The sequence below is a fragment of the Pseudomonas sp. NPDC078700 genome (assembly GCF_044542375.1).
Lineage (GTDB): Bacteria > Pseudomonadota > Gammaproteobacteria > Pseudomonadales > Pseudomonadaceae > Aquipseudomonas.
This window is the reverse complement of the sequence record NZ_JBITUI010000001.1, coordinates 1,005,246-1,021,226: the sequence shown is the minus strand read 5'-3', so window position 1 is coordinate 1,021,226 and position 15,981 is coordinate 1,005,246. Positions and strand designations below refer to the sequence as shown.

Sequence of the window (15,981 nt, the reverse complement as noted above, 5' to 3'; positions counted from 1 at the left end):
ACCGATGCGTGGCCCTGCATTTCTCGACCAAACCTTGTTTGCGGATCTGGCTGCCAAGGCTACGCAAAACCCGCGTCAGCGACAGCATCACAACTTCCATGCAATGGAAGAGCCTTGTCATCGCATGGCTATTGGCTTGCAGCCGGACACTTACATCCCGCCCCATCGCCACCTGTCAGCGGATAAGGCTGAGGCCTTATTGGTAGTAAAGGGCCGTTTGGGCCTGTTGATCTTTGATCAGGACGGCGCGGTGCAGGCCACACGTATCCTCGCGGCAGGCTCTGACTGTGTCGGGGTCGATTTACCGCCCGGGATCTTCCATGCCTTAGTGGTGCTTGAAGCCGATAGCATCCTGTTTGAGTGCAAGGCAGGGCCTTATCTGCCAATAGGCGAGGGTGAGCATGCCAGTTGGGCCCCGCAAGAAGGCAGCCCGGAAGTGGCCGATTATCAACGCTGGATGCGTGCCCAGTTCGATGCCATCGACTGAGCGTTGAGCGCAACGGGTGCGCGGGGTACACTTGCCGCCCCGTGTAGCCCGGTTTAGCTGGAGTCAGTGATGCGTAAAGACAAGAAACAAGTGATTGGTGAAGAGATTGGTGATGAGCCGATCAAGTTGTTCCTCGATGTCGAGCCCGCTGATGACACCCCCCCTTCGCTGCACAAGCTGGTAAAAGCTTACCGCGGCCTGCGTGTGGATGATTTCGAGCGTTTTCTCGGCTTTTTCGTCGCAGCAGGCTATGACGTCAAGGCTAAAGATGCTGAGGGCAAAGACTTTGTCGCGCTTATTCAGGATCAGCGCAATGCGCAGCCCTATATCGAGCTGATCAAATCGGTTGCCTGATAGCCGTCCCCTGGAGCCTAGGTCGCAATAGCGAGATTGCAATCAAAAGGTTTACCGGTTTCTAGTGCGGTGGCCTAAGCGGAGCTTGCCACCGAGGGCCAGCAGCAGAGCTCAAGCGTGGATTTCGCGGTGCCAGAGGGTGGCTGAAACCGCGTCAGCCCCCCAGCCAAGTTAATTCTCGCAACTATTTAGCGACCTCAAGCTTGTTCACTCTGTCGCTATAGAACGCCGGCTTTCTTCCAGGCTAGATACCGGCTCACCAGTTCCGGGCCAAGTTCGCTTGGACGTGTATCAAGTACTGGAACCTTATTGGCGATTAGCCGCTCATGCAGTTTGTTGCGCGCATTTAGGTACTCAACAGTCCCGCAGTAAGCCAGCGCTGACTCGAAGTTTTGCACCGGCGTTTGGCGCAGTGTATCCAGCACTTCTTCGCGCAAGCTGGCGATCAACACGCGATGCTGGCGTCCCAGGCGTTTTACCGCGTTAAGCAACTCCTGATCATCTTCATCGCGCAAGTTGGTGACGATCACCACCAGCGCTCGCCGTCGCTGACGGCTGAGCAAGGCCTCGGCGGCTGCCGCATAATCTGCAGGCCGTTGGGTGCTTTTCAGGTCATACAGGCTATTGAGCAATACATTGAGCTGCGCAGCCCCTTTGACCGGCGCTAGATAACGGCTTTGTTCGCAGGCAAAAGTGCTCAGGCCCACCGCGTCGCCCTGGCGCAGGGCAATATAGCTGAGCAGTAGGCTGGCGTTCAGCGCGTGGTCGAAGTGAGAAAGCTCGTCATCCTGACTGCGCATGCGTCGGCCACAGTCGAGCATAAATACAATTTGCTGATCGCTTTCATCTTGATACTCACGTGCAATCGGCGTGCGCTTGCGCGCAGTGGCTTTCCAGTCGATTTGGCGCAATGAGTCGCCATCGCGAAAATCCCGCAGTTGATGAAACTCCATGCCCAAGCCGCGCCGTTGATGCTGACGCACACCCATCTGGCTTAGCCAGTCCTCAACCGCCAGCAACTGAGCGCCATAGAGTCGGGCAAAGTCTGGGTAAACCCGAGTTTCGCCGGGCACTTCAAGGACCCGTCGTGCAGCCCATAAACCTAAACGGCTGGGCAGGCTCAGCTCCGCCCGCGCAAAGCTGAAGTGCCCGCGAACCAGGGGGCGCACCCGATAGCCGAACTGAGTTTGCTCCCCCGGCCTCAACATCACGCGTTGCGGTTGATTTTCAGTGGCCATCTCGGCTGGCGAGTGGTCGAAGACTTGCACTTCGCATTGCTGGCCGTAACTGTGGTGCGCAATGAGCTGCACATCACTCCAGCGTCCCAGCGGTAACTGACCGGGCAAGCTACGTTCGAGCCGCGGTGAAGGCGTTTTTGACAGCAGCCAGGCATCGACCAGTGCCGCTACACCGAGCAGCAGTAGCAAGCCCCACCAGAGCGAGCCGATGGCTGTTGGTAGCTCCAGTCCCAGTGCATCCAGGGCCCCGAGCAATATTGCGCAGAGCAACAGAGCGCCTAGGGCGATGAGTAGGCGGCGTGCCGGTTTCATTGTGCACGCTGCCAGTCGTGAGTGAAGGCTGAGGTCATAGACGTGGCGCCGGCACCTGGTCGAGTAATTGTTGCAGCACTTGATCAATCGACAGGCCTTCGATATCCAGCTCTGGTGACAGGCGGACACGATGGCGAAGAACCGCCAAGGCACAGCCTTTTACATCGTCAGGCAGGACGAAATCGCCGCCGCGCAACAGGGCGCGAGCCCGGCCGCCCCTTACCAAGGCGATGGAGGCGCGTGGGCCCGCACCAATAGCAAAGCCTGGCCATGTTCGGGTCGCGCGGGTCAGCCGCACGGCGTAGTCGAGCACTTGTTCGTCAATTGGCAAGTCGCTGGCGATTTTCTGCAGGGCCTGCACGTCTTTGGCTTGGAGCAGCGTGCGCAGTGGCGCGACTTCAAGCATGTCGGCTTTGCTTGAGCGAGTCACCTGACGGACCATTTGCATTTCTTCATCTTGCTGCGGGTAATCCATGCGCAGCTTGAGCATAAATCGGTCGAGCTCAGCTTCTGGCAGCGGGTACGTGCCTTCTTGCTCAATGGGGTTCTGTGTGGCCAACACCATAAATGGCAGTGGGACTGCGAGCGCCCGACCTTCGAGTGTCACTTGGCGCTCTTGCATGACTTCGAGCAGTGCGGCCTGCGTCTTGGCCGGAGCGCGGTTGATTTCATCCGCCAGCAGCAAGTTGGTGAATACTGGGCCTTTGCGTAATTTGAACTGCTCGCTTTGCAGGTCGTACACCGCATGTCCAGTGACATCGCTGGGCATCAAGTCCGGGGTGAACTGGATACGCGAAAACTCACCGCCAAAGCATTTGGCCAGTGCGCGCACCAGTAAGGTTTTGCCCAGCCCGGGTACGCCTTCAATCAATACATGGCCGCCAGCAATAAGGGCGGTCAGCACATCGTCAATCACCCGTACTTGACCGATTACGGCTTTTTGCAACTCCAGGCGTAACGCCTGAGCGAGTTGGCTGGCGCGCTGACGTTGTTGGGCCGCTGAGGCAGCCGGTGCCGGGCTGGCCGTTGCGGTTGCTGGGGTAGGGCTTGGCTGGTCGGGGCTGTAATCGCTCATAGGGCATTCCTGAGAGTTTGCAGGTGGGCAACCTGACGGGTGAAATCGGTGGCGGTTAGCCGCTGCTGAGGCAGTGGTCGCATTGCTTTACCAACCGCGCCAGTGGTTAGGCGCGTGAGGCGGCTGAGGACTAACCATTGGTCGGCGACGGGCAAGCGTTCAAAACCTGGATGACGCTTGCGTGCGCGGCGTTGAATATCCAACTGCAAGCCTTGCAGCAGCGTTTGTTGGCCGCTGCGTCGAAGGCTGAAGTCTGCGCTGGCGCGGATGTGCTCTTGCAATTGTCTACGGCTGAAGCTTGCCGGTAGTTGCAATGGGCCTTGACGCATGCCCACGCTCCACAGTGTCAGAGCAATAAGCAACGCAAGTGCTAACAGCGCTTGTGCAAAGTGCTTCCAGAGCAGGCTCAGCAAGTTGTCGTGATCTGCACGGAACAACAGGGTGACTTCAGTATCCTGAGTCAGATACCAAAGTAGCCAGGCGTTATCGTACTTGGCGATTTTGTCGTTTTGCCAGACCCAGCTATCGGTCAATACAGTGATTAAGCCGTCGCCATGAAAGAGTTGAAGCATATGGGTCGATTGCGCGCTATTGGCCCAGGCCGTGGCCAGGTTTTTGGCGTCGTAGAGATGAAAGCCTACATCAAAACTGATGTAGGCCGGTGCGTCCTCGTTTTCGAGGTAGAGCTTGGTCAGCTTGGGGTAAGCGTCACTGGCTTCGTCGGCTGAAGGTGTGTTGGCCGTTGATTCTTCGGCCTGTTCAGGTTCGCCTTGTGAGAGTTGCTCCAGTTGGGAGTGGGCATGCTGATCAGCTTCGGCTTCATTATGGCTTTCTGGCAGTTGCTGAGTGGCCTCTACCTTTGCGTGCTTAGACGCGTCGTCGGCGGGGTCTAGCTTATCGCTTTCGAGCTGCTGAATGCCCAGGCTGTCGAGTAGCAAATCACCGCTCGTGCCTTGTTTTTTATCCCATAAGCGCTCGGCGACAAAGATCAAGTGTCCGCCTTTGGCTGACCAGTCGAGCAGTCGCTGGGTTTGTTGAGGGGTGACTTTCTCTCGGTCCCCCAGCAGTAGCAAGGTGTGGCCAACACTCGGTAACTGACTCAGCTTGGCCAAACTATCTGCCGTCTCAATTTTAACCCCTTGTTCGCGCAAAAAAGCCTGCGCAGCAAAGTAGGGGTTGGCTTTAACTTCAGGAGCCGCGCCGTGGTCTATGACGGTTTCATAAGACTCAGCTCGCCCCAGCAAATAACTGGCAAGCAAGCCAAGGACAAGAATGATCAGGGCGCCAAGCATAAAACCTGTGCGGCGGCTCATACCGTCACTCCCGGCTCAAACAGCTGGCGCCAACTGTTGCACAGTGAATCCTTGGTCGCGGGCGGTGGCAGGCTGTGGCCATAGGCTAGATTTTGCCAGTGGTGGGTCAGTACTTCGCTGAATTGAGTCAGTTCGATTTGCTGCAAGTCCTTAACCAGCCGCAAGACTTCGTTTTCAGTGTGTGCACTTCTCAGGCCTAGCCGGTAATCATGTAGCAAGCGGCTGAGCAGGGCACGGTAAAGCAGACTCAAGGCGGCTCGTGGTTCACTGGCCCAAAGCGTGTCGACTTCGCTGCAGATATCATCAGGCAGGCTTTCCGGGCTGACTTCCAAGCCGAACATCTGGCGCGGCGGGGATTTATTTGTGCGCTGAGGCAGGTTGAAACGACCGGCAAAGGTATTTAACCAATCGCGGTAGCGCCACACGACCCAAACGATAAGAGCGATTATCGCAGCCCAGAGCAAGGCGGCGAAAATTTGGGCCACAGTCTCCATCGACTTCCAAAGTTTAGCCAGCTTGCCCAACCCTGAAATTAGCGACTCAAAGAAATCGGTATTTGGTTGGGGCTGTTTATCGCTGGCGGTCTCTCGCAGGCGCCAGCGGGTGACCGTTTCTGGATTTTTGAACGGGGGTTGAGCCAGTAACTGATTGATGCTTTGTTGCGCTGCATGACTGGTCAACGCCTGTTTTTGCAAACGCTTGGCTTGGGGGCCAAGTGGGTCTTGCGGGGCGCTGATTACTGGACTTTTAGTGACGGAGGTCGCAGGGTTCGATACAGCTGCATCCGGCCGGCCAGTGTCAGCCATCGCTGTGCCTGGCAGTTGGCTGAAGATCAGTCCAATTGCCAGCACTGCGGCATAGGCAATACCGGTCAGGCGTTGGCGCATCTGGCGGAATACCAGTTCAATATCCCAGGCTTCCAGCGCGGTGCGGCGGTTCAAGTACAGGCTAAAACCGCAGGCAACATAGACCGGCTCCCAGACAATCAGCAGCAAGGCATACAAACCGTTCGACAAGTGCTCCAGCCACATCCATTGGTTCTGCTCGGGGGCAATCAAGCTTTGCCAGTTCCAGTCAAGCTCTAGCTGTTGCGGCAGCATCAAGTAGAACAATGTCGCCAGACCAAGGCTCAGGGCAAATTCAACATGTACACCGACCACTGTCAGCCATGTCGCGCCAGCTGTATTTTTGTGTCCCAGCACTGCCAGGCGCTGGTTGCGTGCTGCACCAGATAGCCCTTCAAGTTGCATCACTGGCATATCAAAACTGCGGGTTGTACTGATCCGCCGCCATGTAAGGCTGGCTAATAACTGTGGTTTTAACAGTCGCGGATAGGCTTTTAGGACCTGTTTTAATGTCGGTGTATTGCCAAACAGGCTGTTGGACAAAATATACAGTGGCAACCGTTCATAGGCCGGTTTCAGCCACCAGAATACCAATATGGCGATGCTCGGGTAGTCCCAGAAAACCAGGCACAGCAAGGCAAATATTGGCAGGGTCACCAGTGCCCAGCTGGCCATTAATAACCCGGCATGTCGGCGTGCCAGAAGCACGCCGAGGTCAATGGCTTCCCAACTGCTACGTGGTCGAATCGCGACACTGGCTTCAGTCAGGCGCATGCGCACCTCGGCCAGCAAAGATCAGGTAGCTGAGTACGAGTGCCCAGAGTAATGCGCCCACTGCGTATTTAACATGGGGTGTTGCAAAGGTCTTGGATGACCAGTACGCCTCAATAAACGCGGCAAGTAACAAGAACACCACAACTCCTGCGACCAGGCGAATGCTGTCCGCCGCAGCTAGGCGCAAGGCTTCCATACGGGGTAAACGGCCGGGTGCAAGTAACGCCCAGCCGAGTTTTAAGCCTGCGGCCCCGGCCAGGGCGATGGCCGTTAATTCAAATGCACCGTGGCCAATGACGAAGGACCAAAACGTTTCGCTGTAGCCTATTTGTGTCAGGTGACCGGCTACTGCGCCGATCATGACCCCATTGAACAGCAGGAAGAACAAGCTGCCCAGACCGAACAGTAAGCCGCTGGCGAATGTTTGAAAGGCGATGCCAATGTTGTTCATGATGTAGAAGCCAAACATCATCCAGTTATCCCCGGAGCCGCGCTCACTAAAGCGGCCAAGGCGATGGGCATCAGGGTCATACATGCTTTCCATGCTGGCCACTTGTTGAGGGTCGACCACCGCATAAACCAAATGTGGAAAGCAGTAGACCAGCAAGCCCATCAGCATCAGGCTGCCAAAAAACAGCAGGCTGGCAGCGAGTATAAAGCGCCATTGCGCGCGAACCAGGCGTGGGAAACCACTGATCAGGAAGCCCACCAACTGTGAGCCAATCGTACTGCGATGCCGATAGAACTGTTGGTGGCCGCGCAAGGCTAATTGCTGCAACTGTTCTATTAGGTGATTGCTGTAGCCACGTGCTTGCGCCAATGAGAGTTGCTGGCAGATACGTCGGTAATCAGCAGCAAAGCCTTTGCTGTGCGCGGCATCGGCTTTGCCAACTTTCTCCAGGCCATCAAGTTTGTTGGCAAAGTCTGTCCAGCTGGCTTGGTGATGACTCTCGAACTGGCTCTGTTTCATCGAGGCCCTACCAAACTGTGGGCTATACCGTTGAGGGTCTGTTCCGCTTGTTCCGGCGGAACCTGTAGCGGTTGCGCAATGATGCTTGCCAATTCAGTACGGCGCTCTTTTGATAGGCCGCTGGCGCGCTCAGCGAAACCCAGAATTGCCCTCTGTTCTTTTAAATTAAGCGCAAAGGGCGCACGCACCGCTTGGGCTTCAGGCAGGACGGGGGCAAGTGGTTTTGTTTCGCGGTACACCACCAGAGTGCCTGCGGCTATATCACCCAGGCGCTTGAAGGTTGGGCTATTGAGGCAGCAGAGAATGCCAAAGGTGTAGCCGAAGGGCAGTATGTCGACAAAGCGCAACAGGTTTCGGGTCAGTGAGGCCGGCCAGCCCACAGGCGTGCCATCGTCGTGTACAACCCGTAGGCCCATCCATTGCTTGCCGGGGGAGCGGCCTTGGTTGAGCACTTCAAACCACACCATGTACCACCATGTCACCACAAACAGCAAAATTGTGCCTAAGCCCATCCCTAACTTGCCGAGCATGCTTAACAGCAGGTACATCAAACCCAAGACGACACCGCGAATGATCAAGTCGATGCTATAGGCCAACGCTCGTGGAACCAGTCCGGCCGGGCGCAGGGTTAGATCGATGCCTTCTGGCGTTTCGACGTGATAACGCGTATCCAACAGATCAGCAATGGCATGGTCTGAGGTCTGGCTGGTTGCGCTTTGTTGATGGTTTTCGGTATGCGGCATCGGCTGACTGCGATGAGTAAACCCCGATGCTAGCCAGCGCGAGCCGCTGAGGCAACTGGTCTCGGTATAAACTGTAGATTAAGCCTGCAATCTAAGTAGTGGCTGACAGATTTCGAGGCCAGATCTTTGGCTTGGTAAGAATAGCCGCAGTATTAAGCGATGTTAGACTGCGCAGGCCACTCGCTCAGGACAACACTGTGACTTCAAGTATCTTCTGGTACGACTACGAAACGACCGGTATCGACCCGCGCCGCGATCGCCCTTTACAGGTTGCGGGTATCCGTACCGATGAGCAACTTAACGAGATTGCTGAACCGCTGAATATTTACTGTAAACCCAGTGACGATATTCTGCCCCATCCTGCCGCTTGCATGATTACCGGTATTACCCCGCAAGTGTTGGCTGAAAGGGGGCTTGATGAAGCCGACTTTATGTCTCGGGTGCACGGGCAGTTGTCATTGCCCGGCACCTGTGGTGCGGGCTACAACAGCATCCGTTTCGATGATGAGGTCACGCGCTACAGCTTGTACCGCAACTTCTTTGATCCCTATGCGCGCGAGTGGCAAGGCGGTAATAGTCGTTGGGATTTGATTGACCTGGTCAGAACTGCTTATGCACTACGTCCGGAGGGCATTGTCTGGCCAGAGGTCGAAGGACGGGTCAGCCTTAAGCTGGAGTTGTTAACTGCGGCTAATGGTATCGATCATGGACAGGCCCACGACGCACTGTCTGATGTGCGTGCAACTATTGCTTTGGCGAGGCTCCTGCGCGATAAGCAACCCAAGCTTTATGATTACTTGTATGGCCTGCGCAGCAAATCGAAAGTCCTTGATCAGGTCAAACTACTGAAACCTGTTGTGCATGTTTCTGGGCGTTTTGCGGGTGACCAGCATTATTTGTCAGTTGTGCTGCCATTGGCTTGGCATCCGCGTAACCGTAATGCATTGATCGTTTGCGATTTACAACGTGATCCTAATGCACTGCTCGATGAAACTGCAGATACGCTACGTGAGCGCTTATACACGCGCCATGATGCGTTACCCGACGGCCAGTTGCCGGTTCCACTAAAGCTGCTGCACATTAATCGTTGCCCTGTGATCGCCCCTTTAAGTGTACTGCGCGCTTCTGATATTCAGCGTTTGCAACTCGATTTACCCACTATTCAGGCGCGGGCTGATCAACTTATTGGTGCACAGTCTCAGTGGCAAGCGAAAATGCCTGAGGTGTATCGAGAGGAACAGTTCGGTGCAAGTGATGATCCGGAACAGCAACTTTACGATGGGTTTATCGGCAATCGAGACCGCAGCTTATGTGAGCGCGTGCGAAACGCTGAGCCCGAGCAACTGGCCGCCGAAAGTTGGCCGTTTGATGATGCACGCTTACCCGAACTGTTATTTCGTTATCGTGCGCGCAACCTAGCCTCGAGTCTGGATGCTGATGAACAAGCGCGCTGGCAAGTATTTTGCCAACACCGCTTAACACGGCCCGAATATGGGGCGCCCAATACGGTTGAACAATTTCTTACTGCCATGAGTCAAGTGCTTGCAACGGCGACACCTGACCAACAAAAAGTTCTGCATGAGTGGCAACGCTATGTTGAGCAGCTCGCCATTCAATACAGCCTCGCATAGCCCGTTATGCGGTGTACTTAAGGTGTACTTAAATTGTAGGGCTGCAGCGTTTGAGGTGGGACTGATAGTTAACGGGCTTATATTTTTGTCCGTACCCTTTGCACAGGACACTGATTTTTTCAGGCATAAAAAACGCCGGATTAACCGGCGTTTTTTAAACCACTGAACAACCTGTGGCGCATTAGCCCAGCAAGGTGGCCCAGCTTTCAACTACGTCACTGCCCCACTTGGCTTTCCACTCTTTCAGTGTTTTGTGGTTGCCACCTTTGGTTTCGATGACTTCACCATTGTTCGGGTTCTTGTACTGCTTAACTTTGCGAGCACGTTTGGTGCCGGTGCCTTTGCCAGTTCGTGCGTTTTTGCTGACTTTCGCATCTGGATCAAGCAGCGCGATAATGTCGCGCAGGGATTTTTGATATTCGCCCATCAGCTTGCGCAGTTTGCCTTCAAACTCCAGCTCTTTCTGCAGCTTGTCATCTTGTGACAGGTTCTTCAGGCGCTCTTGCAGTTCTTTGATGGCTTCTTCTGTAGCGCGGTATTCGTTGATCAGCGACATGTTGTGTACCTTGGTTCATTCTGAGGTGACTATGTGCAACTAATAATAGACATGCACTTTTCACAAGTAAACCGGTTTATAAAGAAAGGCGCACTGTTAGAAGTAATTAGTTGTTTCGCCGGGGGCTTAACAGTCGCGCTCGTGAAAAAATAGCGGGCATTTAGTTGACGCCTATATTTAGGCACAAACGTATCAAAAGAGGGCTCATTTTTAGTCGGGCTAAGTGACTGTACGAAGGTTATGCTTGGGTTAAGAATTTTTAATGCATTCAATCACTCAGGGTTAATGCAGTTTTTACTTCCGGTGTCTAAAATGGCCCCCTTTGTACATTTAGCAGGAGCTTTTCATGCGCACTTTTCGGCTGGTTATCGCCTGCCCAGACCGTGTCGGTATCGTGGCCAAGGTTAGTAATTTTCTGGCGACCTATAACGGATGGATTACTGAAGCCAGTCATCATTCTGACAATCAGACTGGCTGGTTTTTTATGCGTCATGAAATCCGTGCGGATTCTTTACCCTTTGATATAGATGGCTTTAAGCAGGCTTTTGGCCCTATCGCGCGTGAGTTTTCGATGGAGTGGCGAGTCACTGATTCGGATCAAAAAAAACGTGTAGTTCTGATGGCGAGCCGTGAGTCGCACTGTCTGGCTGATCTGCTGCACCGTTGGCACAGCGCCGAATTGGATTGCGAAATCCCCTGTGTGATCTCCAATCATAATGACCTGCGCAGTATGGTCGAGTGGCACGGTATCCCGTTTTTCCATGTCCCGGTTGACCCACAAGACAAGCAGCCCGCTTTTGATGAGGTGGCGCGTTTAATTGAAGTGCATCAGGCAGACGTTATTGTGCTGGCGCGTTACATGCAAATATTGCCTGCGCAGTTGTGCCGTGATTACGCGCAACGGGTGATCAACATTCATCACAGCTTCTTGCCGTCATTTGTCGGTGCCAAGCCTTATCACCAGGCTTCGTTGCGTGGGGTCAAGCTAATTGGTGCTACGTCACATTATGTTACCGAAGAGTTGGATGCGGGGCCGATCATTGAACAGGACGTGGTACGGGTCAGTCACCGGGAAAGTATTGAAGAAATGGTTCGCCTAGGTAAGGACGTTGAGAAAATGGTGCTCTCCCGTGGGCTACGCTATCACTTAGGTGACCGGGTTCTGGTGCACGATAACAAGACAGTTGTGTTTGATTGATTGCATTGGATCAGCGGGCGGGACGTAACTAAGGAGTTCGATAATGCTCAAGTCAATTAAGGTGCGTGACTACATGACGACCCATTTGGTGACATTTCGCGCCGAGACCGACTTGTTCACGGCAATAAATCGATTACTTGAGCATCGGATTTCCGGAGCCCCTGTGGTCGACACTCAGGGCCGCTTAATTGGTTTGATTTCTGAAGGCGATTGCTTGCGTGCAACGTTGTCAGGCGCTTATTACGAATCAATTGGCGGTACTGTGGGCGATTATATGAGCCGTGATATCGAGTCCATTAGCCCTGAAACCAGCGTGATCGAAGTTTCTGAACGGTTTTTACAGGGCAAACTTGGACGGATGCCGGTGATTGCAGATGGTCGTTTGATTGGGCAGATAAGTCGCAGCGATGTGTTGCGTGCGGCCAAGGAGTTTGCCCAGCACGAACAGGGCAAGGCCACGCAAGAATAACCTGACGGGGTGCTCACAATGCGTTTGGGCGCAGGCGCCCGAGGAATCGATAATGGCTGATCCACTTGACCGCGCGGTTTCAAAAGCCCCAGCAACCTTGGGCGAAGGCTGCTTGAGCCGGTACGACATTGAACAATTAACGCCTGAAGACGGCGCAGACTTCTCTGCTGCGCAAGCGCTGCTCAAACAGACGCAAAGCCTTGATGACAATGCCCAGACTGAGGCTGAGGATAAATAAGGCTATTGGCCAAATACCACAAAGGGCGCCATATAGGCGCCCCTTGTTTATCCACTGTTGCGTTTAGGTGCGGAAGCTGCCAACCAATTGATTAAGGCGGGTCGCTTGGCGTTCCAAGTCACTGCAGGCGCGCAAGGTCGCCTGAAGGTTCTCGACGCCTTCCTGGTTGAGGGTGTTTATCTCAATGATGTCCATGTTCAGCGACTCGATAACCGAGGTTTGCTCCTCGGTTGCGGTGGCAACTGACTGGTTCATGCCGTCGATCTCACCGATACGTTGAGTGACGCTACCCAGACGTTCACCCGCCTGATTGGCAATCGACACGCTTTCTTCACTGTAGCGCTGGCTCTCAGTCATGGTGGTTACAGACTCGCGTGAGCCAACCTGCAACTCTTCAATCATGCTTTCGATCTCTTGCGCCGACTCCTGCGTGCGATGGGCAAGGTTGCGCACCTCATCGGCGACCACCGCAAAACCACGGCCCGCTTCCCCGGCCCGCGCTGCCTCAATGGCAGCGTTGAGTGCCAGCAAGTTGGTTTGCTGCGAGATACTTTTGATCACCTCAAGTATTTGGCCGATGTTCACGGTTTTGCTGTTCAGCGCTTCAATGTTGCTGCAAGAGGTGCTGATTTTCCCAGACAGGTCATTCATCGCTGCGATGGTGCGCTCCACGACTGAGCGTCCATCTTCGGCTTGCTCGCGGGCATCGGACGCCTGGGTTGAGGCGTCTGCCGCATTGCGTGCGATTTCCTGAGCGGCAGCGCCAAGCTCATTAATGGCTGCGGCGACACTATTGGTGCGACTGGCCTGCTCGTCGGAGTTCAGCATCGAGGAGTTCGACGCGTTAACCACCAGTTTGGCCACTTCGTTAACCTGAGTCGTAGCCGAAGATACTTCACGAATCGAGGTGTGAATCCGCTCAACGAATTGGTTAAACGACTTCGCCATCTCCCCGAACTCGTCGTTGCCGGCGATGGTCAAGCGCTGGGTCAGGTCACCTTCGCCCATGGCGATGTCGCGCATGGCTTTGCCCATGGTATGCAGTGGCTGCATCAGCACCCGCATCAACACGCTCAGCAACAGCATAATCAGCACAACAGCAATAATGGTCGCGATAATGGCCGATGTCCGGAATTCACTGAGCATTGAATAGGCTTTGTCTTTATCGATAGACAGGCCCAGATACCAGTTCACCGAAGGCAAGCCTTTGACCGGCGTGAAACTGATGATGCGCTGCTTGCCGTCGATTTCAACTTCAGTGATGGTATCGCTGATAGCCGGGGCATTGGCTGCGTAGACATCCTTTAGTGATTTCATCACGAGGGATTTGTCAGGGTGCACCAGAATTTGCCCGGAAGAGCTGACTAGGAATGCATAGCCAATACCGCCAAAGTCCAGTGAGTTGATGGTTTCAACCAGGGTTTTCATGCTCAAGTCGCCGCCAACTACGCCTGCATTTGCTGCAGGTGTGGCGATGGTGATGATCAGGCCACCGGTTGCCGCATCCACATAAGGCTCGGTCAGCGTGGTTCCCGCGGTTGCCAATGCGTCTTTGTACCAAGGGCGTGTCCGTGGATCGTAGCCTTCTGGCATTTTGTCATCGGGGCGCATGGCAAAACTGCCATCGGTACCGCCTAAATAGGTAAAGTCAAACGTTGAGGTCAACGCTTTTTGCTCAAGCAAGCCGGTAACTGCGGCAGTATCCGGGTTCTTTGAGATCGACTGTGCAGCACTCTCGACCAGCAAAATTCGACCTGATAACCAGTTTTGAATATTGCTAGCAGTTATATCGCCCATTTCATGAAGATAACTTTCAAGGTCCTCACGGATGGCATTGCGTTGCAGGTAGTCGTTGTACAGGGTGAAAATCGAGAAGGCTGCGACTACAACTAGTGCTGCTGCAATTAGTATTTTATGACTGAATTTCAAATTTGTGCTCATAAACTCTTGCGCCCGTAAGGTACTGAAGCCAGTCTTTGATAAAGGTAGGTGGTAAGTCGCAAACTAGCGGCCTTAGGGAACTTCTGAAAAACAACTGCGCTAGGTATTACAGGGGCAGCCTGGGCTGCGTTAAAAAATGGCTAAAACGCTCATTTAGAACACCTAAAGTCGAGCGCGACCCCGGTCGTTTTTTCGCATTTTTTGCCTTGTTCTCCCTTCGCTTGCTACCTTTTTCAGCGGTTCCTTAGTCGGGTATGTCGGCAATTGGGTCGCAAAGCTTTAATCCAAAGGATGGTAAAAATGGCTCAAGCAAACGAATTAATTCTAGGCGCTGATCTTAAGGGACAACCTGTCGGCCAATCTTTGCGTTTAGCCAATCGTCACGGCTTGATCGCAGGGGCAACGGGCACCGGTAAAACGGTGACATTGCAGCGCTTGATCGAAACCTTTAGTGATGCCGGCGTTGCGGTATTTGCCGCAGACGTAAAGGGCGACCTGTGTGGCATCGGTGCAGTGGGCAACCCGCAAGGCAAGATTGCTGAGCGAATTGCCAGCATGCCGTGGCTCAACTATGTGCCAAAGGCCTGTCCGGTCTCACTCTGGGACATTAACGGTAAAAGTGGTCATCCGCTGCGCACCACCTTGAGTGAAATGGGGCCCTTGCTGCTTGGCTCGCTGCTAGAACTCAGTGACAGCCAGCAAGCCGCACTCTATGCCGCCTTCAAGGTAGCCGATCGCGAAGGTTTGTTGCTGCTTGACCTGAAAGACTTGAAAGCGCTGCTCAATCACCTCAAAGATCATCCTGAAGTACTGGGTGACGATGGTGCGCTCTTCACTAAAACTTCGGGCCAGGCTCTTTTGCGCCGGCTTTCGAGCCTTGAGCAGCAAGGGGCAGAGGCACTGTTTGGTGAGCCAGCTTTGCAACTGGAGGACATTCTTCAGCCTGATGCAGACGGTCATGGGCGGGTGCACTTGTTAGACGCAAGTCGCTTGGTGCATGAAGCACCAAAGGTGTACGCCACTTTCTTGTTGTGGTTGCTGGCAGAGCTTTTCGAGCAACTGCCCGAGCGCGGCGATGCCGATAAGCCGGTGCTGGCGCTATTCTTCGATGAGGCACACCTATTATTTGCCGACACACCCAAAGCCTTGCAAGAACGCTTGGAGCAGGTGGTACGGCTGATTCGCTCTAAAGGTGTTGGCGTGTATTTTGTCACCCAGTCACCGAGTGATTTGCCTGATGACGTTTTAGCCCAACTGGGTCTGCGTATTCAGCACGGCTTACGTGCATTTACCGCTAAAGAGCAGAAGGCGTTGCGCGCAGTTGCCGAGGGTTTCCGCCCGAATCCGGCGTTCGATACGCTCAGTGTACTCACCGAGCTAGGCATCGGTGAGGCGTTAGTCAGCACCATGGAAGAGAAAGGCACGCCGGGTATGGTGAGGCGTGTGTCAATTGCCCCTCCGCAGTCGCGAGTGGGGCCGTTGACTGAAGCTGAGCGTGCTAAGTTGATTTCACAATCGCCGTTGGCTGGACGTTATGACAAACCGATCGACCGCGAGTCGGCCTACGAGTTACTGACAGCGCGCGCTGCGGCAGCTGAGGTTAAGCCAGACGCATCAACACCCGCTAAAACCGCAGGCAAAAGCACAGCGGCCAAAGAAGATGAAAGCTTTGGTGATATGGCAACTGACTTGCTGGGTGGTTTTGCCAGCCAGGCGATGAAAACCGCCGTGCGCCAAGCCGCTAACCAGTTTGGTCGGCAGTTAGTTCGCGGTTTGATGGGGTCTTTATTAGGCAGTAAAAAACGCTGATTTGAACCACGTCTGCCAGTTGGAGGTT

At 54.3% G+C, this 15,981-nt stretch carries 15 protein-coding genes and 1 pseudogene; 7 read left to right on the top strand and 9 right to left on the bottom strand.

Annotation, left to right across the window (positions count from 1 at the left end):
* Nucleotides 1-4 precede the first annotated feature (4 nt).
* Complete coding sequence (locus ACIGCM_RS04940) at nt 5-487, top strand: WbuC family cupin fold metalloprotein (RefSeq protein ID WP_397500897.1); 483 nt, start codon at nt 5-7, stop codon at nt 485-487.
* 69 nt (nt 488-556) lie between these two features.
* Nucleotides 557-841 carry a PA4642 family protein gene (locus ACIGCM_RS04935; RefSeq protein WP_397500896.1) on the top strand — a complete coding sequence of 95 codons (285 nt, stop codon included), beginning with the start codon at nt 557-559 and terminating at the stop codon, nt 839-841.
* A gap of 218 nt (nt 842-1,059) precedes the next feature.
* Here the strand turns inward: ACIGCM_RS04935 and ACIGCM_RS04930 are convergent, their stop codons facing one another.
* From ACIGCM_RS04930 to ACIGCM_RS04905, 6 genes are read right to left on the bottom strand one after another with little or no spacing between them, the layout of a single operon-like run.
* The gene (locus tag ACIGCM_RS04930; protein WP_397500895.1) at nt 1,060-2,391 is read right to left on the bottom strand and encodes a DUF58 domain-containing protein; all 1,332 of its coding nucleotides are present in this window, start codon (nt 2,389-2,391) and stop codon (nt 1,060-1,062) included.
* A 34-nt stretch (nt 2,392-2,425) separates the two neighbouring features.
* The gene (locus ACIGCM_RS04925) at nt 2,426-3,466 is read right to left on the bottom strand and encodes an AAA family ATPase (RefSeq protein ID WP_397500894.1); all 1,041 of its coding nucleotides are present in this window, start codon (nt 3,464-3,466) and stop codon (nt 2,426-2,428) included.
* Nucleotides 3,463-4,779 carry a DUF4350 domain-containing protein gene (locus ACIGCM_RS04920; RefSeq protein ID WP_397500893.1) on the bottom strand — a complete coding sequence of 439 codons (1,317 nt, stop codon included), beginning with the start codon at nt 4,777-4,779 and terminating at the stop codon, nt 3,463-3,465. Before ACIGCM_RS04920 ends, ACIGCM_RS04925 begins: the two co-directional genes overlap by 4 nt.
* Nucleotides 4,776-6,398: a DUF4129 domain-containing protein gene (locus ACIGCM_RS04915; protein WP_397500892.1), complete on the bottom strand. Its 1,623-nt coding sequence runs from the start codon at nt 6,396-6,398 to the stop codon at nt 4,776-4,778. Before ACIGCM_RS04915 ends, ACIGCM_RS04920 begins: the two co-directional genes overlap by 4 nt.
* Nucleotides 6,385-7,368, bottom strand: a complete 984-nt coding sequence (locus ACIGCM_RS04910; RefSeq protein WP_397500891.1) for a stage II sporulation protein M — start codon at nt 7,366-7,368, stop codon at nt 6,385-6,387. Before ACIGCM_RS04910 ends, ACIGCM_RS04915 begins: the two co-directional genes overlap by 14 nt.
* Nucleotides 7,365-8,111: an RDD family protein gene (locus ACIGCM_RS04905; protein ID WP_397500890.1), complete on the bottom strand. Its 747-nt coding sequence runs from the start codon at nt 8,109-8,111 to the stop codon at nt 7,365-7,367. Before ACIGCM_RS04905 ends, ACIGCM_RS04910 begins: the two co-directional genes overlap by 4 nt.
* 197 nt (nt 8,112-8,308) lie before the next feature.
* Here ACIGCM_RS04905 and sbcB point away from each other — a divergent pair, with 197 nt between their 5' ends.
* A complete protein-coding gene (gene sbcB / locus ACIGCM_RS04900; protein WP_397500889.1) occupies nt 8,309-9,742 on the top strand; it encodes an exodeoxyribonuclease I in 1,434 nt (477 codons plus the stop codon).
* Between the two features lie 181 nt (nt 9,743-9,923).
* Here the strand turns inward: sbcB and mvaT are convergent, their stop codons facing one another.
* Nucleotides 9,924-10,298, bottom strand: a complete 375-nt coding sequence (mvaT, locus tag ACIGCM_RS04895) for a histone-like nucleoid-structuring protein MvaT (RefSeq protein WP_397500888.1) — start codon at nt 10,296-10,298, stop codon at nt 9,924-9,926.
* A gap of 346 nt (nt 10,299-10,644) precedes the next feature.
* On the opposite strand from mvaT, the gene purU reads away from it, so the two are divergent.
* From purU to ACIGCM_RS04880, 3 genes are read left to right on the top strand one after another with little or no spacing between them, the layout of a single operon-like run.
* The gene (gene purU / locus ACIGCM_RS04890; RefSeq protein WP_397500887.1) at nt 10,645-11,496 is read left to right on the top strand and encodes a formyltetrahydrofolate deformylase; all 852 of its coding nucleotides are present in this window, start codon (nt 10,645-10,647) and stop codon (nt 11,494-11,496) included.
* 43 nt (nt 11,497-11,539) lie between these two features.
* Nucleotides 11,540-11,965 (top strand): CBS domain-containing protein, encoded by a 426-nt coding sequence (locus ACIGCM_RS04885; protein ID WP_397500886.1) that lies wholly within the window; start codon nt 11,540-11,542, stop codon nt 11,963-11,965.
* Between the two features lie 52 nt (nt 11,966-12,017).
* The gene (locus tag ACIGCM_RS04880; RefSeq protein WP_397500885.1) at nt 12,018-12,203 is read left to right on the top strand and encodes a hypothetical protein; all 186 of its coding nucleotides are present in this window, start codon (nt 12,018-12,020) and stop codon (nt 12,201-12,203) included.
* Nucleotides 12,204-12,266: 63 nt separating this feature from the next.
* On the opposite strand, the gene ACIGCM_RS04875 is transcribed toward ACIGCM_RS04880, so the two are convergent.
* Nucleotides 12,267-13,031 (bottom strand): methyl-accepting chemotaxis protein, encoded by a 765-nt coding sequence (locus tag ACIGCM_RS04875; RefSeq protein ID WP_397501113.1) that lies wholly within the window; start codon nt 13,029-13,031, stop codon nt 12,267-12,269.
* Between the two features lie 93 nt (nt 13,032-13,124).
* Nucleotides 13,125-14,144: pseudogene (locus ACIGCM_RS04870) on the bottom strand (cache domain-containing protein); the annotation flags it as partial.
* Nucleotides 14,145-14,444: 300 nt separating this feature from the next.
* On the opposite strand from ACIGCM_RS04870, the gene ACIGCM_RS04865 reads away from it, so the two are divergent.
* Nucleotides 14,445-15,953, top strand: coding sequence for a helicase HerA-like domain-containing protein (locus tag ACIGCM_RS04865; protein ID WP_397500884.1), 1,509 nt, complete (start codon nt 14,445-14,447; stop codon nt 15,951-15,953).
* Nucleotides 15,954-15,981: the final 28 nt, after the last annotated feature.